Source organism: Rouxiella sp. T17 (assembly GCF_036663475.1).
GTDB lineage: Bacteria > Pseudomonadota > Gammaproteobacteria > Enterobacterales > Enterobacteriaceae > Rouxiella.
On the sequence record NZ_JAWUEA010000026.1, the window covers coordinates 70,433 to 92,453 of the forward strand.

Here is a 22,021-nt window from a genome sequence, read left to right on the forward strand (position 1 = left end):
TTGATAGATGAGCAATAAGAACCAGCCTCCGGGCTGGTTTTTTTTGCCCTAATACTTCTTGTTTTTGTTTCACGCAGTCATCAAAAAAGGTCGTCACACGGCTGCCCGACTTTATTCAGCGCGTTGTTAATGCCAGCTCGCAATTCGGCCAACGCTTTTTCTTTCTCTTCAATTTGCACCAGTTTGCGTTGCAGGCAGGCGCGTTTTTGTTCAGCGGTAAACTGTTTATCTACCCATACGGCCAGCACGTCGGCGATTTCTGCGAGAGTGAAGCCCAACATCTTGGCATGTTTGATCATCTTCAAACGCTGTAAATCCACGGCGGAATAGACTTCATAATTATTGCTGCCGTTGGGCTGCGGAATTTTTTCCAGCAGACCCTGACGCTCATAATAACGCACCGTATCTTTAGGCAATCCGGATTTTGAACAGAGTTCGCCAATTCTCATTATGACCTGCTTTGAGTGAGTTGAGTTGTGCTTGACCGTAGACCTTACTCCACGGTTTATGCTGTTTTCAGCATATCGTCAAACAGGAAGAGAAACATGGATTCTTTTGATTACACTCATAAAACGGCGCTGATTACGGGCGCGTCGTCGGGAATTGGCCTGGAGTTTGCCCATCAGCTCGCTGCACGCGGCGTCGCGTTAATCTTGATTGCCCGCTCCCGGGAAAAACTGGATGCCCTTGCCACCGAATTAACGCAAAAGCACGGCATTGACACTACGGTTATCGTGCAGGATTTAGCGCAGGCGCAGGCGAATACTGCCATTGTTGCGCGGCTAAATGAATTGCACCTGTCACCCGATATTCTGATAAATAATGCCGGCTTTGGCACTTACGGATTTTTCGAGGTGCAATCGGTGGAACGCCAGAAAGAAGAAGTGCAGATCAATTGTCTCGTTCCCGTTGAGCTGACTCACGCCCTATTGCCCGCCATGCTGGCGCGCGGTTCGGGGGTGATTATTAACGTTGCGTCGACGGCGGCGATGCAGCCAGATCCCTATATGGCGATTTACGGCGCAAGCAAAGCGTTTTTGCTTTCATTTTCGAATGCACTTTGGGCCGAAAATTGGACGCGCGGGATTCGTGTCTTGGCCCTCTGTCCGGGGGCGACAGATACCGCCTTTTTTGAAGTGGTCAATGCTGAAGAAGCTTCGGTCGGAAAAAGGATGACGCCAAAAAGCGTAGTTTATCAGGCTCTTCGTGCCGTTGATAAGAATCGTAACTCGCTGATTACCGGCTGCAATAATTGGCTGCTAGGACAATTATCACGCTTTCTGACCCGTCGCCGCCTGCTGCTTGTCGCGGAGAAAATATTGCGGCCAACATAAAGGCGTTAACTCCGACAGTCGAAAAAAGCCTATTGAACATCACGATCAATAGGCTCGATTGGGTTTTCAGAAGAAAATCTAGAGCAGAGGATCAGTCAATACGCGGCGTTTTAAATACTTCGCCCTGAAGCTCTGAGACGATTTCGAACGAACGCAGACGCGCCGCATGATCGAAAATCTGCCCGTTGATCATCAGCTCGTCGGCGTCGGTTTCACGCAAAATCGCCTGTAATCCCTGACGAATGCTCTCTTTATTACCCACTACCGACAGACGCAGCGCCTGATCGACACCGAAACGCTCCTGCGCAGACCACAGACTTTCGATATTATCCACCGGCGCAGGCAGTTTGCCCGGATTACCGCGACGCAAATTGATAAATTGCTGCTGGTTCGAGGTAAACATCCGGCGCGCTTCTTCGTCGGTATCTGCCGCAATTGCATTGACGCAGACCATCGCGTGCGGCTGTTGCAGTTGGGCGGAAGGCTTGAATTTGCTGCGATAAATCGCCAGCGCCTGATAAAGCATGTCAGGGGCAAAATGCGAGGCGAAGGCGAAAGGCAGGCCAAGCGCGGCGGCCAGCTGGGCGCTATACAGGCTTGAGCCGAGCAGCCAGATAGGCACGTGTAATCCCTGACCCGGCACCGCCTGCACGGCTTGACCCGTTTGAACTTCGCCGAAATAGTGCTGAAGTTCCTGCACGTCCTGCGGGAAGTTATCGATTTCGCCGGACATATTGCGGCGCAGCGCCATCATGGTGCGCTGGTCAGTACCCGGCGCGCGGCCCAGGCCGAGATCGATACGATTAGGATAGAGCGTCGCCAAGGTGCCGAACTGTTCGGCAATCACCAACGGCGCGTGGTTAGGCAGCATCACGCCGCCCGATCCGAGGCGAATAGTTTTGGTTCCGGACGCAATATAGCCAATCAGCACCGAGGTTGCCGCGCTGGCAATCCCGGTCATGTTGTGGTGTTCCGCTAACCAATAACGCTGGTAGCCCCATTTTTCAGCGTGCTGCGCCAGATCCAGCGAACATTCGAAAGCGTTAGTTGGCGTTTTGCCCTGTGGAACGGGCGCGAGATCGAGCACGGAGAAGGGGACGGGAATGTGTTTAGCTTGTGCTTCAGACATAGTTTTCTTCACCTTGTAGGCTCTGGCAAACGTAAAATCTTTGCCAGCTAATCATCGTCTAATAATAGACCCAGTATTCCCCATTTCCTGCACGCTGAATACGCTATTTGAGCGGTATAGCTGGAGTTAGCCGCTTTTTATGAAGTAACTCAACACAATTCAAAACCTTATAAAATAGCGGATTATGTGCTAAAAATAGTCCGGTTAATTAGATAAAAAGGTAAGAGAACGATGAGTAAAAAGGTGTTGTTTACCCTGCTGCTGGTGGCAGTAGTGATTTCTCTTGCCGTACTTTTTCGCGCCAGTAATCAGTCTTTATTGTTGCAGGGTGAAGTTGACGCTCCCGAAGTGATTGTTGCTTCGAAAGCCAAGGGTCGAATTATTGAACGTCACGTGCGCCGTGGTGATGACGTCAAGGCGGGCCAACTGTTGATCACGTTGGACAGCCCCGAGCTGATGGCGCAATTGCGATCGCTGCAAGCCTCGCGGGATCAGGCCAAAGCTCAGCTTGACCTGTCGCTGAACGGCACGCGCGAAGAGAGCATCCGCAACCTGAAAGCCGCGCTGGCACAGGCGCAGGCGACCTACGTCAATGCCCGTGACCTGTATAATCGAAACGCGCGCGTCGCGGCGAAAGGCTATGTTTCGCAGTCAGATCTCGAAGCTTCCCGCGAATCGCGTGACAGCGCCTATCAACAGGTTCAGGCGGCCAAAGCCAATCTCGACGAGGGGGTAAACGGCGATCGTATTGAGCAGCGTGATGTTTACGCCGCCGAGCTGCGGGCGGCAGAAGAGAACCTGCTGGAGATCAAAGCGCAAACCGATGACTTGCAGGTAAAAGCGCCCGTCGATGGCGAAGTCGGGCCGATCCCCACTGAAGTGGGTGAACTCGAAAGTGCCGAAAGCCCGCTGCTGACGCTGGTTCGCCTGCCGCAGGCCTATTTCGTGTTTAATCTGCGTGAAGATATTCTGGCCGGCATTCGAAAAGGCGACAAGATTCAGCTGCGCGTGCCGGGTATCGGTAATAAAGAGGTTGAAGCTGAAGTGCGCTATATCGCGCCATTGGGGGATTACGCCACCAAGCGCGCCACCCGCGCCACCGGCGATTTCGACCTCAAGACTTTCGAAGTGCGACTCTATCCGCAACAGCCGGTCGCTGGCCTGCGACAGGGCATGAGCGCGCTGTGGCAGTGGAAAGCCGCGCACTAATGGCGCACGCAACTCACCGTATTAAAGCCGCGTGGCGCTGCTTTGGTCGCGCGTTTAACGCCGAGGTCAAAACGGCCTTTCGCCAGCCGGTAATACATTGGTTATGCTGGTGTTTTCCGCTGATTTTATTCGCGCTGATCGCCAGCAACTTTTCGGAAGGCACGCTGCTCGACCTGCCGGTTTCCGTGGTCGATAGCGATCACAGCACGCTGTCACGCGAGCTGACGCGCAAACTCGATGCCGGTTCACACGCGCACGTTGTGGCCTATCAAGGCGGGCTTCCCGAAGCGGAATATCGGCTCCGCACGGCGCAGGATTACGCGCTGCTCTACATTCCGCCACGCTTTGAGGCCGACGTGCTGGCCGGACGCCAACCCAGCGCGGTGCTCTATTACAACGCGCTGTTTTACGGCGCGGGCCTCTATTCGACGCAAGATTTCAGCGGGCTGATTACCGAACTCAACACTAGCTATCGCACTATTATCGCGACCGAAATCGGCAAAACCGTGCCTTCGCTCGCCAGCGTCGATCTCTCTTATGGCAGCCTGTTTAACGCCAGCGGCAGCTATATTTACTATCAACAGTTCGGCGCGACCATCCACCTGCTGCAACTGTTTACCGTCACCTGCATGATTTACGTGATGGCGCGTAGCCAGTCGCTGCTTGCCTCGCCGTCCTTTACCTTCGGGCTGCTCGGCAAGCTGGCGCCTTACACGCTCTGTTTCACCGCCCTGTTGATGGTCGAAATTGCGCTGCTGGTGGGCGTATTTGATGCGCGGGTTAGCGGTAACCCGCTGGATATGCTGATTATTGCCTTCTTTTATGTGATATCGGCGCAGAGCCTCGGACTGTTGCTGTTCACCTTCACCAGCACCACCATCACGGCTTACACCTTAATGGCGACCTTCGTGGGCCTCGCGCTGACTTTTTCCGGAATGGCGGTGCCTGAGCTTTCGATGTCATTACCCGCGCAGATTATTTCGGAAATCGAGCCGCTGACCCACGCGCTCAACGCGATGTTTGACGTCTTCCTTCGTCAGGTGCCGAGCACCCGTATTCTGGGCGTTTGCGCCGTGCTGCTGGTTTATCCACTGGTCACCGGCCTGTTGGTGCATCGCAAACTCTATTTGCGATTGAAAAAGCAGGAGCCGGGCAAATGAAACGTCGCGACGCGTTTTCCGTTTACTGGCACACCTTCACCCATTCTCTCTACGGCATGCTGGATAAGCCGATGTGGATGATGCTGCTTATCTCGCTGTGCCTGATGAGCACCGTTTATGCTCATCGCACCGTATGGGATCTCCCCGTCGCGGTTATCGATCAGGACCACAGCACCGCGAGTCGGCTGCTAACGCGCGATCTCGATGCCACTTCGAAAATCAAAACGGTCAGCTACGACAGTATTCCCGAAGCGCAGCGCGATTTGGGGCTGCGCAAGCTGTTCGCGGTGGTTATCATGCCCGTCGATCTCGAGAAAAAGATTCTGGCGGGTGAAGACCTTGTGATTCCGGTCTATGGCGATGCGACCAACCGGCTGGCAAACGGGCAGATCCAGCAGGATGTAGTGGCGGCGTATCAAAGCCTGTTGTCGCAATATAATACCCAGTTGCTGCTGCAAAACGGTTTTAGCAGCCGACAGGCCAACGTGCTACTCACGCCGATAGTGGGGCAGACGCTGGACCTGTTTAACCCCGGCATTAGTTTTGCGGCGATTATTTTCCCGGGCCTGCTGGTGATGCTGTTGCAACACTCGCTGCTGATTGCCAGCGTGCGGGTCAATATCACGCTGAAAAACACGCCGGACGGTAAAGCCTCGCTGCCTGCCTTTTTCGGTGCGCTGTCGGCGCTGGTGCCCATCTGGCTGTTTCTCTCCATCGTGCTGTTTGTGCTCTGGCCGTGGGTGTTGGGCTATCGGCAGACGGCGAGCATTCCCGAAATCCTGCTGCTGACTTTCCCGTTCGTTCTCGCCGTCATGGGGCTCGGCAAGTTTGTCACCGAGTGTTTGCGCAGCGTCGAGATGATTTACCTGACGCTGTCGTTTGTGACCATGCCGGTATTTTATCTGTCGGGCACGATTTGGCCGCGACAGGCGCAGCCCGGCTGGGTATACGGCGTGTCGTCAATGCTGCCTTCAACCTGGGCGACCAAGGCCATCGCGGGGGTAAATCAGATGGGCCTGAAGTTCAGCGAGGTCGGCAGCGATATCGCGGTGCTGCTGTTGTTGTGCGTGTTTTATACCGGCCTTGGCATCGCGCTCGGCATGCTGCGTGACAGCGGCCGTTTGCGCACGCTGCTCCATCGCAAGAAGCCGTTGAAAAACGATTAACATAACGGTTTGTTTGACTATTTAAATGCGTATTTATCGCAAATTCAGCTAGTTAAACTCATGCCCGCAATATTCTGCCAGTAGCCATTACAATCGCGCGAGGCGGCGAGCGTGAGCGGATTCAGCCCCTTTTCGTTGGCCCGAAACGCCGCCATTACCTCGAAGGTTTCAGGCGTTTGTGGCGAAAGCCGCACGATATCGACCAGCCCCTGCATGGTCAGCAAGTCATTGCCGAGGTTGTAACACGCGCCGCTTTGCGTCTGAATTCCGTTGAGTACAAACACCTGCTGATCTTCCTGCGACAGCACCTTTCTGCCCTGTGGATAGTGAATACAGCAGGTTTCGCACTCGTCTTTGGCGCGATTTTCGGCGCGGGCGGTAAAGCAGCGCGCCGAATAGGCGAGAGGAAGATGGCCGTAAGCGAGAACTTCGACCTCAAAAGTGCCGTAAATTCCCAGCCCCCGACACTGCGTCAGCAGCTTGGCCAGCCAGTCGCGCGACAGCTCAACCGGCATGCACCAGCGGATCATCCCCTGACGTTGCAAAATTTTCAGCGTCGCCGCGTTATAGCAGTTAAGCGCGTGTCCCACTACAAAAGGCAGTCCGCGTTCCGCCAGCATGTTCACCGCGCCAAAATCATTGGCCTCCAGCAAGAAATCGCCGTTATCAACATAACGTTTAAGCTCGGTTAACTCTGAAGGCGCCTGTATCAAAGCCAGCGTCGACAGCACGACCTGCTTGCCGCTGGCGCTGAGCTGTTTTGCCAAGGCCAGCCAATCGCCGACCTTCATTTCACGCCGTTTACTGCACACGTTTTCGCCGAGATAGATAATGTCGGCCTCGCTGCTCATTGCCGCCTGATAAAAATCCTCAATCTGCGCTTTCGGCCAGCAGTAAAGCAGCGCGCCTAATGAATATTTCATAATGCTTTTCCTCCTTATAGAACCTTGTTTAGCCCTGAATTACTGCCATTTTCGATGATAGGCACCGAGCGTGGTTTGCGTGCCTTCAGAGAGCTGGCCCAGCGTGTTCATCCAGTTTTGCTCGCTAACAAATTCCTGTGGATTTCGCTGACAGTGGTCAATCGCCGCGCGCCACACCCGCGTAACCTGGCTGACATAGGCGGGGCTGCGCTGGCGACCTTCGATTTTTACCGAGACGATATTGGCGGCAAACAGTTCGGGCAGCAGTGACAGCGTGTTCAGGCTGGTGGGCTCCTCCAGCGCGTGATAACGCACGCCGTCAACCTGATAACGGCCTTTGCACAGCGTCGGATATCCCGCGTTTTCGCCGGGATCGTAGCGATCGATCAACACCTCGTTGAGCCGCGACTCCATGCCCAGCGGCGTTTGCTGCCAGCGAACAAAACGCGCGGGCGAGCAGGCACCGGCCGTATTGGGTGATTCACCGGTTAAATAAGATGAAAGGTAGCAGCGACCTTCCGCCATGATGCACAGGCTGCCGAAGGCGAAAACCTCCAGCGGCACGGCACTAACGCGAGCAAGCTGGCGCACCTGATGCATCGACAAAACGCGAGGCAGCACCACGCGGGCGACGTCAAAATGATTTTTATAAAACGCGATCGCCTGCTCGTTGGTGGCAGAAGCCTGCACGGAAACGTGACGTTCGACGTGCGGATAACGTTTTGCGGCATATTCCAGCATCGCCAAATCGGCCAGAATCAGCGCATCGGCGCCTAATTGTGCCGCCATATCCACCGCCCGTTCCCAGCGCTGAAAGCCATCAGGATGTGCAAAAGTATTGATGGCAATATGGAGTTTGCGGTGGCGTCGATGTACGTACTCCACCGCTTCGTGCAATTTTTTCTCGGTAAAATTGAGTCCGGCAAAATGACGTGCATTGGTGTCATCTTTTAATCCGATATATACCGCATCGGCACCTTCATCAATCGCCGCCTTTAACGCAGGTAAATTACCTGCCGGGCAAAGTAGCTCCATTACGCTCTCCGTTAATGGGTCAAAAAACCAAGATTAAATGTGGTAAAAATTGGTTCTTATCTTAAAGAAGGCGTGCGGCCAATATTTTGATTTAAGGCAGCTTATGAGGTGTTTGCGCCAGGAGGATAAAGGCAGAGGTTGTGTACGGGATATTTCTGGTGCACTATTTTTAGAGGACAATATTGATTTGGGCGAGGGTACGAAACAGGCGATCTGGCAACATGGCTGTCGGCTATTTTACGATCGACCGTATAACTGCCGGTCATTTTACTATTGTTCATAAAACGCGTTTAACCGCGCGTCGCTAAAGGAGAAGTCTCCGTGTTGCAAAAATTAGGTTCACAGCTAGGCCAGCAAGTTCGAGCAAAAATAGTGCGACAAGGACCCGCCTGGTTAAGAACGCCGGTAAAATATACCCCTTTTGCCGTTAAAGGCCGCGTGCTGCAACAGGTAATGAACTGGCAGTTTCAGCAGGCACTGACAGACGGCGAGCTCGATTTTTTGATCCATCGCACTTTAAGGATTGAGATTGCCGACCTCGGTCTTGATTGGCTGATGACCGTCGAAGACGGCAAGCTGCAAGTTTGCCAGCACGGAGCGGCCGACGTATGCTTTAGCGGTAATGCCAACGACCTGCTTTTGGTCGCCGCCCGCAAAGAAGATCCTGACACGCTGTTTTTTCAACGGCGTCTACGTATTGAAGGAGATACTGAATTGGGCTTGAACGTAAAAAACCTGATGGACTCCATCGATCTCGACAGCATGCCGGCTCTACTGCGCCACGGGCTCGACAGCCTGGCGGCCTTTGTAGCAGCCGGACGACAAGAGGACGGCGAGTTATTCTCTCCGGCAGTATCACCATGTTAATTAGAGTTGAAATACCCGTCGATGCCGCCCGCATCGACCAGCTGCTGCGTCAGGCTTTTGGTCGCGATGACGAAGCCGATTTGGTTCAGCGCCTGCGCGAAGATGGCCTGCTGACGCTCGGCATTGTTGCCACTGACGACGAAGGCGGCGTGGCAGGCTACGCGGCCTTTACGCCGGTTGATGTGCACGGCGAAGATCGCCAGTGGGTGGCGCTCGGCCCCCTTGCCGTCGAGGCGTCGCAGCGCGGACAAAAGGTGGGGGAAAAGCTGATTTACGAGGGCCTCGATGCCCTGAATGAGTTTGGCTACGCCGCCGTGGTTGTGCAGGGCGCGCCAGACTATTTCGCGCGCTTCGGTTTCAAACCTGCCGCCGCTCACCAGTTGCACAGCCGCTGGCCGGATTCCGAAAAATCATTCCAGCTCTATGTGCTCGCCGATAATGCCCTTGAGGATGCCAGCGGGCTGGTGGAATATCCTCCACATTTTAATCACAATTAAGCGCTAGATTTATTCTTGTTAACTCATTTATAAAGAAAGGCCGAGGTTATTACCTTGGCCTATTTTATTTCCTGCGATACTCAAAATACCGAGATATAAATAAGCATCAAAAGCTAAAAATAGCTTTTTTTGTTAAAGCTGACAGCGGGAATAATAAACAGAGTGGATTAATAACAAGCGAAAGCTTTTAATTTCCTACTAAACAGTGAGTTAGATAATAAGTTAGACAAATAGCTTATTCATTGCACAAATTAATATTTAAGCAATGAAACAAATAGACGCACAAAAAGATAAATTGTCGATATTTAACACTACATTGATACGTTATGTGCGCAATCAAATAATCCCCGTTCGAATATATTTAAAATATCAAATACAGGTCACAGAATATTGCTCCTCGAAGAATAATATTGTCGCCACTGAACTTTAAGAATTATAAGGAATCTAAAGTGGCCAATAAACCTTCTTTCCGCATCAACACGCTGACTCTGGCATGTACCGTTGGACTGCTTTGCAGTTCTGCTCAGGTATTGGCCGCCGAAGGACCTTTCTCACCGACCTCGACCTACATGCTAGGAGATTGGGGCGGCGAACGAACCGCACTCAAAGATGACGGCGTTGATTTCCAGGTGAACTACACGGGCGAAGCCGGCAGCAATTTCGGGGGCGGTTATGATACCAACACCACGGCGCGCTATTCCGACCAGTGGCAGTTCGGCGTTGACCTCGATTTAGACAAGTTGCTCAACTGGAAAGACACCGAATTCCAGATGACCGTGACCAACCGTAATGGCCGCAATATCTCCAACGACGCCGTGGGCGATCCGCGTTCCGGCACGCTCTCTTCTTCACAGGAAGTGTGGGGCCGTGGGCAAACCACCCGTTTGACCCAGTTCTGGCTGCGTCAGGGCTATTTCGATGACACTTTGGATATCAAAGCCGGTCGCGTTACCGTCGGTGAAGATTTCGATTCGCTGAAAAGCAACTTCCAGAACCTGGCGCTGGGCAGCGGACAGGCGGGGAACTGGCGTGGCGATCGCTGGTACAACTGGCCAATCTCCCAGTGGGGCGGCCGTATCAAGCTCAAAATCACTCCTGAGTTCTACACTCAGGTCGGTATTTACAACCAGAACCCGAAAAACTATGACACGGGCAACGGTTTCCGTCTCGACACGTCAAACTCGATTGGTAACCTGATCCCGCTGGAATTTGGCTGGTTGCCGAAGCTCGGCCCTGAAGCGTTGCCGGGCAAATACGCCGTGGGTGCTTATTACAGCTCCACTAAAGGAAACGTTTACAGCAGTGGCGACGTGCGTAACGGCGCTTACGGCTACAGCGACGAAGCGCATGCCTACGGCGGATACCTGCTGATACAACAGCAGCTTACCTCGATGAATGGCGATAAGGATCGCGGCCTGTCGCTGACGGTGCAAGCCGTCATGAACGACAAGAAAACCTCCACTACCGACAATTATCAATCCGTGGCGCTGACCTATATGGGGATGTTTGATGCGCGTCCTAAAGACGAAATCGGTTTTGGCGTCGGACGTATTCACGTCAATGATGATTACACTCAAACCGAGCGCGATCAAAATAACGCCAACGGCGTGAACAACTACAATAATCCGACCTATTTGCCGGTGCAGAGCGGCGCGGAATATAACTACGAGCTCTATTACGGCATTCGCGCCACAGAGTGGATGACCATTCGTCCGAACCTGCAATATATCACCGCACCGGGCGCGGTCAGCGAAGTTAAAGACGCCTTCGTCGGCGGGGTGACGGTTAACGTCGCGCTGTAATCTTGAACGGCTCGCTATTTTTTAATGGCGAGCAGAAACGCCGAAATATCTTCCGAGCAGCTGTGAACCAGCTGCTCTTTTTGTTTTTTACTCAGCTGCTTAACCTGATATTCCAGCTTCGACGCCTCTGAGCGATCGCCCGCCTCGCAGTGAAACACCAGCGTTAGTTCACCTTTTCCTCGCAGCGCCTTGGCGCCTTTTCCCTGCTGATGCTGATGCAAACGGCGCTGCACGTCAGTGGTGATGCCCGTATAAAGCATGCCCGTCGGCGTGCGCAGCATATAAAGGTGCCAGCCGAGGGCAAGTAAAGGAGAGGAGAGGGCGGAATCAGTCACGAGTTTTCTTTCTCTAGGCAAAATCTGGCGATGGCGCAGTTTACCTTACGGCTGGCGAAATAAGTGAGGCAAAAGCGCATCTTCCGTCAACCCGCCGCAGGTAACTTGCCGCTCATCGCGCTAAACTGGAGGCAAAATTTCAGGGAGCCGAATATGAATAATGCTAACGACGTTGAAATCATTCGCCGTTTTTTAGAGGAAAACCACGTGCTGGCGCTCTGTGCGCACGCCGACGGCCAACTCTGGAGCGCCAACTGTTTTTATGTCACCGATGCCGAGACTATGTGCCTCTATTTTATGACGGAAATGAAAACGCTGCACGGCGCGCTGATGGCGAAAAACCCCGAAATTGTCGGCACTATCGCCACCCAGCCTGAAAATATCGCGCTGATTCGCGGCATTCAGTATCGCGGTCAAGCCACCGTTTTAGAAGGCAGCGCGGACGAAAACGCGCGGGCGCTTTACTGCCAGCAATTCCCTATCGCTGCCAAAATGAAAGCGCCGGTCTGGCAGCTGCGTTTCGACGACATCAAGATGACCGACAACACGCTCGGCTTCGGCACCAAGCTGTTTTGGTCACGAAAAGAAGGGTCACGAAAAGAAGGGACGCGAAAAGAAGGGACGCGAGAAACAGGGTCACGAAAAGCAGGGTCACCAGAAACAGGGTCACCAGAAAAATGATTAAGTTGAAGCCGCTCAGCTATTTCAAGGCCGTGTGCGAGCACGGCTCGATTTCGGCGGCTTCCGACGTGCTGTTTATTGCCCAACCTCCGCTCAGCAAGGCGCTGCATCAGCTTGAAGAAGAGTGGGGCGTTAAACTTTTTGAACGTTCGAGCCGTGGCATGACGCCGACGGAAGCCGGAACCTACCTTTATCGCCGCGCTAGCGACCTGCTGCAAATGGCAGCGGAAATCGACGAAGAGATGCAGGCGTTTGGCGAAGGCGATCGCGGCGTGGTGCGCATTGGCACCGTATCCATGGGGATTCCTCGAGTCGCGGCGGCCATGAAACGGCTGAAATTGGCGCATCCGCAGCTCAGCTTTTCCTTGCAGCAGGGCGATACCGGCTATCTTGAGGAACTGCTGGAAAGGCGACGAATTGACGTGGCGCTGGTGCATTTGCCGCTGACCACGCGCGACGATGAACTGGCGATTCAGCCGCTGGCCCGCGCCTGTTTTCGAGTGATGTGTCTCCCCGATTCCCCATTGGCGCGCGATCCGCAGGTTACGCTACAGCAGCTCGCCGCGTGGCCGCTGGTGGTTATGCGCCGCAAATCCGGTTTTGGCGTTTACGATAACGTGATGCAATTTTTCAGCAAGGCCGGGCTGAAACCGCAGATTTTAGCCGATGCGTCCGACGTGCCGATGATGAAACATCTGGTCGAACAGGGGATGGGCGTGGGCCTGCTGCCGATGCTGGCGGAAGACCGCGAGGCGTCGGCGTTGCTGACTCTGCCGGTGCCCGAACTCGACGCCGTAGCCGATGATTTAGTGCTGATTTCCCGTTCGCACCACCAGTGCAATACGGTGCTGCGAACGGTCATCGAAGCGTTTAACGCCGCTAGCTAGCGCGGTAGAAGCGCGCCAAAACTTAACCCTTTGTTTTCAATTCTGGAATCGCAGGCATCACGCCGAAATGCGCCATGTCTGCCGGTGAAAACTTGAAATTCGGGTTATATTTTTGCGGATCGGTAATGAAATCCGGCTCCGTATTGCGCCAGGTAAAGAAGCAGGTCGGGCAGTGAAAAACCGTCCACGCGCCCTCTACCGGCGAATGACTCAGCGCCTCCGGCCCGCGAGAATCACAGCGCGGACAGCATTCAGGCTGCTGACCTTCTTTATTCTGCACACTCTTTTCATTATCAAGATTAGCCATCTCATTTCCTCCGGGCGAATTAGCGATCATTTTGCTGATTTTGCATCATCGATTGCAGCTTCTCGACCCACGCATCGGTGGTGATCGGGTCGCGCAACTCCTGCGAAAAGTGACCGTGATCTTCCGGCGCTTTCGGCGTGGTGGCATCAATAATCACCTTGCTGGTCATCCCGGCGGGTTGCGAGGCGGGGTCGAGCGGCAAAATCGACAGGCCCGGCACCGTGACTAAATCGTACTGCGGATTAAACTTGGTCGACATCGCCCACATCACCTGCGGCAGGTTAAACGGGTCGATAGTTTCGTCCACCACGATCACCATCTTCGCGTAGCCCAAGCCGTGCGGCGTGGTCAGCACGCGCATCCCGACGCCTTTGGCAAAGCCGCCGAAGCGCGTTTTGGTCGACACAATCACCACCAATCCGTGGGTGTACAACGCGTTGACGGCGACGACTTCCGGGAACGCTTCTTTAAGCTGCACGTAAAGCGGCGCGCAGGTATTAATGCCCATCATGTAGTCGATTTCGGTCCACGGCATGCCGAGATAAAGGTGCTCGAAAACCGGATTTTTGCGGTGCGACACCTTGGTGATTTCGACCACCGGCATCTGCCGTCCGCCGGAATAGTGGCCGGTAAATTCGCCAAACGGCCCTTCAGCTTCCCGTACGCGCGACAAAATGCGCCCTTCGAGTACAAATTCGGATCCCCACGGCACGTCCAGACCTGTTAATTCGGCTTTAACGATAGGGTAAGGCACGCCGTTGAGCGCACCGGCCATCGCGTATTCCGATTGGCTGTAAAGGATAGGCATCGCGCCGACGGTGCTGATCATCGGGTCATTGCCGATGGTAATGGCGATGGGTAAATCGAGGCCCAACTCTTCGGCACGTTGAAGGTGAATTGCAATATCGTGAGCAGGCACGGGCTGTAACCCGAGATGATTTTTGCCTTTTACCTCAATGCGATAGATGCCGACGTTTTGGCTGGCTTCGTGGGCGTCGCCTTCGAGAGAAGGGTCGCGCGACACCACGCTCGCCTTGTCGATATAAAAGCCGCCGTCGCCGTGATTGAGGCGAAACAGCGGCAGAATATCAAACAGATTGATGTCCTCCTCAATCACTACCTCCTGCCACGGCGCGCTGTCGCGATGCTCGACTTCGCCCGGATAATTTTGATAGCGGCGTACAAATTCAAAAAACTGCTGCTTGAGCGGGGTATTTTTCGGCATATCCATGGCGATCGCCAGATTCGGCCATGAGCCGTGGACGTTCATCGCAATGCGCGCGTCGTGATAACCCAGAATATTTTCAAACAGCAGCGCGGGAGAACTGTCGCCCAGCTTGGCGGCGGCGCAGGCGGCAGCCGAAATATCCGGTTCCGGCGTCACCTGCTCGGTGATGTGCAACAGCTGTTGCTGTGCGTCGAGTTCTTCAAGATAACTGCGTAAATCGTGAAATGGCATGGTTACGGCTCCTTTTATCCCAGACTTAATTCGATTATCTGGGGCGCGGAGCCGTTGGAACATGACTTAAAAAGATCGTCGGTATAGCTTTTAAATATAGCCCGAACGGCAAACGGATGGCGTATCTCGGGCGGACGCCGTTAAACACTTCGCCTGATGCAATACCGCCAGCAGGTTCGCCAGCGTGTGCTGTAAATCGCCATTATTATCAAGGCGCTGACATGACGCGGGCAGACCGTGCTGATACTGTGCCGCGCGCTGCAAACGCTGCTCGATTTCCGTGGCTGACTCACGCCCGCGCGCCTCAAGCCGCCGAGCCAGCACCTCGGGCGAAACGTGCAGATAAACCGGCAGTAATGTCGTGCCATAGCGAGCAAGCGCCGTCGGCAGATGCGCTCGCGAGCCGTTGATCACCACGCTAAATCCCTGCTGCATCCACAAATCGATTTCGAGACCTAGCGCGTAACGCGTTTCGTGCGCCTGCCAGTCGAGGGCAAACAGGCCACGTGATTGCCGCAGCGCAAACTCTTCGCCACTTAGCGCGACGTGATTTTCCGCCCCCGCGTGCGCCGGACGGGTAATGTAGCGATGCGCCACCAGCAGCGCTGGCGGCATTTTCTCTCGTAGCGCGTCGAGCAGGCTGTCTTTGCCCGACCCCGACGCGCCAATCACGTAAACCAGCTTTGCCATCAGAATACCTGTATTCCCTGACGCCAGACGTTTTGCACGTAGTAGTTTTGAATGTAGTGATGCGGGCCGTGCGCGCGTGCCAGCAGCAGATCCGCGCGTTTGCCCTCGGCAATCACTCCTCTATCTTCCAGCCCCAGCGCCCGCGCCGGATTACGCGTCACCAGCGCCACGGCCTGCGACAGGGTGAAAGCGTTGCTGTCATCATTGGCAATACGAAACACGGCGTCCAGCAGGCTGGCTGGATAGTAGTCGGAAGAGAGAATATCAAGCAGGTCGAGCGACGCCAGATATTTTGCCGCCACGTTGCCGGAATGCGAGCCGCCTCGCACGATATTTGGTGCACCCATCAACACTTGCAGCCCTTCTGCGTGCGAGGCCCGCGCGGCTTCTTCCGTGGTCGGGAACTCGGCAATCACGCTGCCCAGCGCTTTCGACTCCTGCACGTGAGCGGCGGTGGCGTCATCGTGACTCGCCAGCGCGATGCCTTTTTCGCGGCAGTGGGCGGCAATCGCCAGCCGATTTGGCTGCGCCCAACGCTGGGAGTTGGCTATTTGCTCCGCCTGAAAAGCTTCCATGTCCTGATCGTTAAGCTGATATTTTCCCTGATAATATTCGCGATATTTTTCTGGCGTTGAAAACTGACGCTGGCCCGGCGAGTGGTCCATTAAGGAGACGAGAGAGACGCCCGGCTTGTTCATCAGCTCTTCAAACAGCGGCAGCGTGGTTTCGTGCGGCAGCTCGCAGCGCAGGTGCAGCCGATGTTCGGCGCGATTTAATCCAGACTGCTGGCTATGAATCACCGCGCCGATCATTTTCTCAAGATTATCAAGCCGATGCCCGCCGTCGCGCACGTCGCCCACGCCGATGGCGTCGAGCACGGTGGTAATGCCGCTGGCGACCATCAGCGCGTCGTGGCTGCTCATCGCCGAATGCGCGGGCCAGTCAACTTTTGGGCGCGGAGTGAAAAACTTGTCCAGATTATCGGTATGCAGCTCGACAAAACCGGGCATCAGCCACGCGCCGTCGGCATCGACCGCCTGAGGCAGCTGGCTTGGATTATCGGTAAACGACGAAATGATTCCGTCTTTAATCTCAATCGAACCCTTGACCGTTTCTTGCGCCAATACCAAATTGACGTTGTTGATAATCATGCAAAATTCTCCGCATTAACCGAATCTGGCGTCATAACGTGCAGCCTGTCCGCCACGCGTTCGCGCACCTCTTCATCGTGAAAAATACCGACCACGGCGGCACCGCGCGCCTTGGCTTTTTCAATCAGCGTCACCACCGCCGCGCGATTGGTGGCGTCGAGCGAAGCCGTCGGCTCGTCGAGCAGCAACACCGGATAATCGACAATAAAGCCGCGCGCGATGTTAACCCGCTGCTGCTCGCCGCCTGAAAAGGTCGAAGGCGCCAGCTGCCACAGGCGTTCGGGCACGTTAAGATGCTGCAATAATGCGGCGGCGCGCTGCTCGGCTTCGGCTTTATCGACGCCCAGCTCGACCAGCGGCTGCATCACCAAATGCAGGGCGCTGATACGCGGAATTACCCGTAAAAACTGGCTGACCCAGCCGACGCTGTGACGGCGCACGTCGAGAATTTCTCGCGCCTGCGCGCCGACCATGTCGATCCACTGGTCACGATGCTTGACCCAAATGTGGCCGTTGTCGGGCAGATAATTGCCGTACAGCGAGCGCAAAAGTGTCGATTTTCCGCTGCCGGAATGGCCGTGCAGCACCACGCATTCGCCCGCGTTGACCTCGAGGCTGGCGTCGTGAAATACCGGCAGCCGAATGCCCTGTTGATTGTGCAAAATAAAGGTCTTGGCGAGATTGTCGACCCTAAGTCTGGTTGTCATGGATGGCTCACTTTTTAAAGGCTCAGGACAAAACGGAAGAAACCAGCAGCTGGGTATAAGGATGATGCGGATCGTCGAGCACGCGGTCGGTTAACCCACTTTCCACCACCTGACCCTGTTTCATCACCAGTAATCGGTGAGCCAACAGGCGCGCGACGCCCAAATCATGGGTCACAATCACCACCGCGAGCTGCATTTCCACCACCAGCGTGCGCAGTAAATCCAGCAAACGCGCCTGAACGGAGACGTCAAGGCCGCTGGTCGGCTCATCCATAAACACTAAACGCGGATGCGTCACCAGATTGCGGGCTATTTGCAGGCGCTGCTGCATGCCGCCGGAAAAAGTGGTGGGCAGGTCGTCGAGACGCGAAACCGGAATTTCGACATCTTGCAGCCACTGGCTCGCCTGCTGACGAATATGCGCATAATTGCGCTCGCCGATCGCCATCAGACGTTCACCGATATTGCCGCCCGCCGAAACCTGCCGACGCAGGCCGTCCATAGGATGTTGATGCACTACGCCCCAATCGGTGCGCAGCAAACGACGACGATCGCTTTCCGCCATCTCATACAGCGAATGCGCCGGCTGCACGCCGTTGTCGTAAATAACTCGCCCCTGCTGAGGCGCAAGGCGAGCGGAAATCGAATGCAGCAACGTCGTTTTGCCAGAGCCCGATTCGCCAACGATACCCAACACTTCGCCGGGATAAATGTCGAATGAAACATCGCTGAAGCCTTTGCCCGGCGCATAAAGATGGGTCAGATTTTCAACCGAAAGTAACGGATTCATTGCGGACGCGCCTCGTGTGAAGATACGTTTTCGTTCTGCTGGGAACAAAAATCAGTGTCGGAACAAACGAACATTCGATTGCCGAGATCGTCGAGCACCACCTCATCGAGATAGCTGTCGTGTGACCCGCAAATCGCGCACGGCTGATCCCATTTTTGTACCGAAAACGGGTGATCCTCGAAGTCCAGGCTTTCGACTTTGGTAAACGGCGGCAGCGCGTAGATGCGCTTTTCGCGTCCGGCACCAAACAGTTGCAGCGCGGGCATCATGTTCATTTTCGGATTATCGAATTTCGGGATCGGCGAGGGGTCCATTACGTAACGATCGTTCACCTTCACCGGATAAGCGTACGTCGTGGCGATGTGGCCAAAACGCGCGATATCTTCGTACAGTTTCACCTGCATCACGCCGTACTCTTCCAGCGCGTGCATCTTGCGCGTTTCGGTTTCGCTTGGCTCGATAAAGCGCAGCGGCTCGGGGATCGGCACCTGAAAAATCAGGATCTGATCCTCTTGCAGCGGCGTTTCCGGAATCCGGTGACGAGTCTGAATCAGCGTCGCCTCACGGGTTTTTTCCGTAGTTTCGACGGCGGCGACGTTTTTGAAGAAGCGACGGATCGACACGGCGTTGGTGGTATCGTCGGCGCCCTGATCGATCACTTTCAGCACGTCATCCTGACCGATCACGCTGGCGGTCAGCTGGATCCCGCCGGTTCCCCAGCCGTAAGGCATCGGCATTTCACGGCCCGCGAACGGCACCTGATAACCCGGGATCGCCACGGCTTTTAGAATCGCGCGGCGGATCATTCTTTTGGTCTGCTCGTCGAGATAACCCGGGTTATAGCCCGTTGCGGTCTGCCGAGGCTTTTTTTGCGATTGATTCTGTTTTGCTTGAAAAGTTTCAGATTTCATCGGACGGTTTTCCCTTCATCATGGCCTTCTCCGCGGCGGTGGCGCGCAGACGCTGCAACAGCTCCAGCTCGGCCTGAAAATCGACGTAATGCGGCAGTTTCAGATGCGAGACAAACCCGGCGGCCTCGACGTTATCGGCGTGCGAGAGTACAAACTCTTCGTCCTGCGCGGGGCTGCGCACCTGCTCATTGTGCTCGGTGGTTTGCAGCGCGCGGTCAACCAGCGCCATCGACATCGCCTTGCGCTCGGCGCGGCCAAACACCAGCCCGTAACCGCGGGTAAAGTGCGGCGGCCTCTCTTCCGGCGTGATAAAGCCGTTCACCATCTCGCATTCGGTCAGCAAGATCTCGCCGATATCAATCGCGAAACCCAGCTCTTCCGGCACGATTTCGACCGTCAGCCAACCCGTGCGGATCTCGCCCGCAAACGGATGCGTGCGGCCATAACCGCGCTGGGTGGAGTAGCTCAGCGACAGCAAAAAGCCTTCGTCGCCGCGCACCAGCTGCTGCAATCTGGCGGCGCGCGAGGCCGGATAAACCGGCGGCGTGCGGGTGATATCTTCCGGCTCGCTGCCGTCATCCTCTTCGCGCACGGCAAGCTGCTGATTAGCCAGCAAATCAAACACGTGGCTGCACGATTCCGGCAAGGTTTCGTCACCTTCGGGCGCGCGCGGATCCAACCCTTCGGCCAGCAGCGCGAAATCCAGCAGGCGATGGGTATAGTCGTAAGTCGGCCCCAAAACTTGTCCGCCCGGCAGATCTTTATAGATAGCCGACACGCGACGCTCCAAACGCATCGTGGCGGTGTTCAGCGGCTGGCTGGTCGCCAGTCGCGGCAGCGTGGTGCGATAGGCGCGGAGCAGAAAAATCGCCTCAACCAGATCCCCCGACGACTGCTTGATAGCCAGCGCGGCCAGCTCGGGATCGTAAATTCCGCCTTCGCTCATCACGCGATCTACCGCCAGCCCGAGCTGCTGCTCGATTTGACTAGCCTCAAGCTCAGCCACCTGCGTGTCGCCGCGACGCTGATGCGCCAACAATTCATGGGCAGCTTCGATAGCCTTTTCGCCCCCTTTAACCGCAACGTACATTAGTTAACCTCCACGCGGCTGGTGCGCGGCAAGGCAAGCAGCTGCTCACCGCAGGTCAGCATAAAGTCCAGACCCAGCGGGAAACGGTGCGGACGATTTAACAGATAGTCACTGACGGCGCGCGGCAGCAGCGGCGAAATTAGGCATGACTGCGCGATGCCCGGCCCGCTCAGGCGCAGAGGCTGGCCGCCGTCGAGCGACTCAACCTGCACGATCACGCTGGTCGCCAGCTCCGGCGACATTTCATCGCCACACGGAAAGGCAAGCAGGGTGGCGCTATCGAGCGAACGATCGGCGAGGGCAAAGCTGACGGCGCGCGGATCGTCGGTTAATCGCGCTCCGGTATGAAAACGCAGGTTTTGACGCAGTATTTCATCGTCGAGCTGCGGACTGATCCACAAAGGCGTATCGCGATCGATAAGGGTCAGCAAGACGCAGGCGCTGGCGGAACCGAGCAGGCCGAATCCCGGCATGGCAGGCAGCGTAACCACATTACCTGGCTCGCTTAACGCCTTGAGAATACGGCGGAAACTGTACTGTGCATCGGCAACCGGATGCTGAAAGCTGGCAACTAATGACATCTTTATTCTCCTCGAACCAGAGTGAAGAAATCGACGCGGCTGGAGGCGATTTGACGAGCGCGCCTCTCGCGTTGCGCCTGCTGGCTGGCGGCCAACGGCGCGATGACGCGTTTGTGCAATAACTCTTCCATGCCCGAAACTTGCAGCAGGGCGTCAATCACCGCGCAGAGTTCGGCGTGTTGTTTGTCGCGGCCGCGCACGTAGCTGTAACCGTAAACCCCCGATGAAAGCTGAATCACGGCGCGCGTCACCGTCATATCACCCATCACAAAACGTTTTCCGGTGCCGCCCATGCGGCCTTGCAGCTGGGTCAGCCCCGTTTCAGCCGGACGCAACAGGCTGTAAGTCGGCGAGAGATTCAGCGGCTGCCAGTGTTCGAGCAGCGCGGAAGGCGAGCTGTGCGCCAGCACCGACATCCAGCGCTGACGATGTTGCAACGCCTGCTCTTTCAAGGCATTCGCCTCATCATTTTTTAAGAAAGCATCGCTCTTTAAGAAAGCATCACTATTTATGGCGTCCATTAATGCTCCATGGTCAGTTCAATCATGTCGGCACGCGTCAGGCTGACGGAGTATTCCGCCACGCTGCCGCTGCTGTCACAGGTGTTCAGAGTACGCACGCACAGCAGCGGCGCCTGTGGCACGATCTCCAGCAGCTGGCTCTCTTTCGCCAGCGCGCGGCGAGCGCTAATACGCGTCGAATGGCGGTTTAACGGCTCTTTCAGCTGTGAATTAATGAAATCGTGTAGCGATCCGCTGCGAAAATGCTGTAACGCGGCCCACCACCTGAGATCGGGTAAGTAGTGATCGATTACGCAAACCGGCACGTTATTCACGCGGCGAAGCGTACGCAGATGAATAACCGTGTCGCCTTCCTGCTTGCCAATCGCGGTCGCCACGTGTTCGGTACACGGACGCAGCACCGACAGCAGGCGTTCGCTGGTGGGATGACTGCCCTGATCCAGCAAATTCTGGCTAAAACGCGCCTGTGAATGCAGCGGATAGTCGTAAGGTCGCATGAGTACCAGCGTGCCCACGCCCTGACGGCGCTGCAGCCAACCGCGATCCACCAGCTCGTCTACCGCGCGGCGCAGCGTGTGGCGATTGACAGCAAATCGTTCGGCCAACTGATTCTCGGGAGGAAGATAGTCGCCGCAGCGATAGTTGTTGCGCAGCTCATGCTCAAGCTGGGCGGCAATTTGCTGATAACGCGTGGTGAAACTGGTCGGATGTCTAGATAAGTCGATCACAATGAAACCCTCGTTAACAGGTTTTTGGACAGGTTGTCTGACAAAAGATGAAGTCGAGGCG

At 55.4% G+C, this 22,021-nt stretch carries 24 protein-coding genes and 1 pseudogene; 9 read left to right on the forward strand and 16 right to left on the reverse strand.

Annotation, left to right across the window (positions count from 1 at the left end):
* Positions 1-80: 80 nt before the first annotated feature.
* A complete protein-coding gene (locus tag SC206_RS06975) occupies positions 81-449 on the reverse strand; it encodes a MerR family transcriptional regulator (protein ID WP_332735511.1) in 369 nt (122 codons plus the stop codon).
* Between the two features lie 96 nt (positions 450-545).
* On the opposite strand from SC206_RS06975, the gene SC206_RS06980 reads away from it, so the two are divergent.
* Complete coding sequence (locus SC206_RS06980) at positions 546-1,334, forward strand: SDR family NAD(P)-dependent oxidoreductase (protein WP_332735514.1); 789 nt, start codon at positions 546-548, stop codon at positions 1,332-1,334.
* 91 nt (positions 1,335-1,425) lie between these two features.
* Here SC206_RS06980 and SC206_RS06985 read toward each other — a convergent pair whose 3' ends face one another.
* The gene (locus SC206_RS06985) at positions 1,426-2,463 is read right to left on the reverse strand and encodes a luciferase-like monooxygenase (RefSeq protein ID WP_332735516.1); all 1,038 of its coding nucleotides are present in this window, start codon (positions 2,461-2,463) and stop codon (positions 1,426-1,428) included.
* 231 nt (positions 2,464-2,694) lie between these two features.
* Here SC206_RS06985 and SC206_RS06990 point away from each other — a divergent pair, with 231 nt between their 5' ends.
* Genes SC206_RS06990 through SC206_RS07000 form a run of 3 tightly spaced genes read left to right on the forward strand, consistent with a single transcriptional unit; the run spans position 2,695 to position 5,998 of the window.
* The gene (locus tag SC206_RS06990) at positions 2,695-3,672 is read left to right on the forward strand and encodes an HlyD family secretion protein (RefSeq protein WP_332735518.1); all 978 of its coding nucleotides are present in this window, start codon (positions 2,695-2,697) and stop codon (positions 3,670-3,672) included.
* Positions 3,672-4,832: an ABC transporter permease gene (locus SC206_RS06995; RefSeq protein ID WP_332735828.1), complete on the forward strand. Its 1,161-nt coding sequence runs from the start codon at positions 3,672-3,674 to the stop codon at positions 4,830-4,832. Before SC206_RS06990 ends, SC206_RS06995 begins: the two co-directional genes overlap by 1 nt.
* Positions 4,829-5,998 carry an ABC transporter permease gene (locus SC206_RS07000; protein WP_332735520.1) on the forward strand — a complete coding sequence of 390 codons (1,170 nt, stop codon included), beginning with the start codon at positions 4,829-4,831 and terminating at the stop codon, positions 5,996-5,998. The genes SC206_RS06995 and SC206_RS07000 overlap by 4 nt, the downstream gene beginning before the upstream one ends.
* A 44-nt stretch (positions 5,999-6,042) precedes the next feature.
* Here the strand turns inward: SC206_RS07000 and SC206_RS07005 are convergent, their stop codons facing one another.
* Positions 6,043-6,921: a U32 family peptidase gene (locus SC206_RS07005; RefSeq protein WP_332735522.1), complete on the reverse strand. Its 879-nt coding sequence runs from the start codon at positions 6,919-6,921 to the stop codon at positions 6,043-6,045.
* A 39-nt stretch (positions 6,922-6,960) separates the two neighbouring features.
* Positions 6,961-7,956: a ubiquinone anaerobic biosynthesis protein UbiU gene (gene ubiU, locus SC206_RS07010; RefSeq protein WP_332735524.1), complete on the reverse strand. Its 996-nt coding sequence runs from the start codon at positions 7,954-7,956 to the stop codon at positions 6,961-6,963.
* A 324-nt stretch (positions 7,957-8,280) separates the two neighbouring features.
* On the opposite strand from ubiU, the gene ubiT reads away from it, so the two are divergent.
* The 3 genes from ubiT to SC206_RS07025 all read left to right on the forward strand — a co-directional run bounded on the left by ubiT (position 8,281) and on the right by SC206_RS07025 (position 11,122).
* Entirely contained in the window at positions 8,281-8,823 is a 543-nt protein-coding gene (gene ubiT / locus SC206_RS07015; RefSeq protein ID WP_332735829.1) for a ubiquinone anaerobic biosynthesis accessory factor UbiT, read from the forward strand.
* Positions 8,817-9,320, forward strand: coding sequence for a GNAT family N-acetyltransferase (locus SC206_RS07020; protein WP_332735526.1), 504 nt, complete (start codon positions 8,817-8,819; stop codon positions 9,318-9,320). The genes ubiT and SC206_RS07020 overlap by 7 nt, the downstream gene beginning before the upstream one ends.
* A gap of 473 nt (positions 9,321-9,793) precedes the next feature.
* On the forward strand, positions 9,794-11,122 hold the full coding sequence (locus SC206_RS07025; RefSeq protein WP_442976050.1) for a carbohydrate porin: 1,329 nt from the start codon (positions 9,794-9,796) through the stop codon (positions 11,120-11,122).
* Between the two features lie 14 nt (positions 11,123-11,136).
* On the opposite strand, the gene SC206_RS07030 is transcribed toward SC206_RS07025, so the two are convergent.
* On the reverse strand, positions 11,137-11,403 hold the full coding sequence (locus SC206_RS07030) for a GIY-YIG nuclease family protein (RefSeq protein WP_332735833.1): 267 nt from the start codon (positions 11,401-11,403) through the stop codon (positions 11,137-11,139).
* A gap of 207 nt (positions 11,404-11,610) precedes the next feature.
* Here SC206_RS07030 and SC206_RS07035 point away from each other — a divergent pair.
* Positions 11,611-12,042 (forward strand): annotated as a pseudogene (locus tag SC206_RS07035) (YhbP family protein); the annotation flags it as partial.
* 92 nt (positions 12,043-12,134) lie between these two features.
* The gene (locus SC206_RS07040) at positions 12,135-13,025 is read left to right on the forward strand and encodes a LysR family transcriptional regulator (protein ID WP_332735528.1); all 891 of its coding nucleotides are present in this window, start codon (positions 12,135-12,137) and stop codon (positions 13,023-13,025) included.
* 22 nt (positions 13,026-13,047) lie between these two features.
* Here the strand turns inward: SC206_RS07040 and SC206_RS07045 are convergent, their stop codons facing one another.
* The 11 genes from SC206_RS07045 to phnF form a co-directional block, all read right to left on the reverse strand.
* Entirely contained in the window at positions 13,048-13,332 is a 285-nt protein-coding gene (locus tag SC206_RS07045; RefSeq protein ID WP_332735530.1) for a non-oxidative hydroxyarylic acid decarboxylases subunit D, read from the reverse strand.
* A 19-nt stretch (positions 13,333-13,351) separates the two neighbouring features.
* Positions 13,352-14,791, reverse strand: coding sequence for a non-oxidative hydroxyarylic acid decarboxylases subunit C (locus SC206_RS07050; RefSeq protein WP_332735532.1), 1,440 nt, complete (start codon positions 14,789-14,791; stop codon positions 13,352-13,354).
* Between the two features lie 90 nt (positions 14,792-14,881).
* Positions 14,882-15,481: a ribose 1,5-bisphosphokinase gene (phnN, locus tag SC206_RS07055; RefSeq protein WP_332735534.1), complete on the reverse strand. Its 600-nt coding sequence runs from the start codon at positions 15,479-15,481 to the stop codon at positions 14,882-14,884.
* Positions 15,481-16,632, reverse strand: coding sequence for an alpha-D-ribose 1-methylphosphonate 5-triphosphate diphosphatase (phnM, locus tag SC206_RS07060; RefSeq protein WP_332735536.1), 1,152 nt, complete (start codon positions 16,630-16,632; stop codon positions 15,481-15,483). The genes phnN and phnM overlap by 1 nt, the downstream gene beginning before the upstream one ends.
* The gene (gene phnL, locus SC206_RS07065) at positions 16,629-17,339 is read right to left on the reverse strand and encodes a phosphonate C-P lyase system protein PhnL (protein WP_332735538.1); all 711 of its coding nucleotides are present in this window, start codon (positions 17,337-17,339) and stop codon (positions 16,629-16,631) included. The genes phnM and phnL overlap by 4 nt, the downstream gene beginning before the upstream one ends.
* 22 nt (positions 17,340-17,361) lie before the next feature.
* Complete coding sequence (gene phnK, locus SC206_RS07070) at positions 17,362-18,129, reverse strand: phosphonate C-P lyase system protein PhnK (RefSeq protein WP_332735540.1); 768 nt, start codon at positions 18,127-18,129, stop codon at positions 17,362-17,364.
* Positions 18,126-19,040: an alpha-D-ribose 1-methylphosphonate 5-phosphate C-P-lyase PhnJ gene (locus SC206_RS07075; RefSeq protein ID WP_442976037.1), complete on the reverse strand. Its 915-nt coding sequence runs from the start codon at positions 19,038-19,040 to the stop codon at positions 18,126-18,128. Before SC206_RS07075 ends, phnK begins: the two co-directional genes overlap by 4 nt.
* Complete coding sequence (locus SC206_RS07080) at positions 19,030-20,130, reverse strand: carbon-phosphorus lyase complex subunit PhnI (protein WP_332735542.1); 1,101 nt, start codon at positions 20,128-20,130, stop codon at positions 19,030-19,032. Before SC206_RS07080 ends, SC206_RS07075 begins: the two co-directional genes overlap by 11 nt.
* Complete coding sequence (gene phnH / locus SC206_RS07085; RefSeq protein WP_332735543.1) at positions 20,130-20,711, reverse strand: phosphonate C-P lyase system protein PhnH; 582 nt, start codon at positions 20,709-20,711, stop codon at positions 20,130-20,132. Before phnH ends, SC206_RS07080 begins: the two co-directional genes overlap by 1 nt.
* A gap of 2 nt (positions 20,712-20,713) precedes the next feature.
* A complete protein-coding gene (gene phnG / locus SC206_RS07090) occupies positions 20,714-21,232 on the reverse strand; it encodes a phosphonate C-P lyase system protein PhnG (protein ID WP_332735545.1) in 519 nt (172 codons plus the stop codon).
* Entirely contained in the window at positions 21,232-21,957 is a 726-nt protein-coding gene (phnF, locus tag SC206_RS07095) for a phosphonate metabolism transcriptional regulator PhnF (RefSeq protein ID WP_332735837.1), read from the reverse strand. Before phnF ends, phnG begins: the two co-directional genes overlap by 1 nt.
* Between the last annotated feature and the right edge of the window lie 64 nt (positions 21,958-22,021).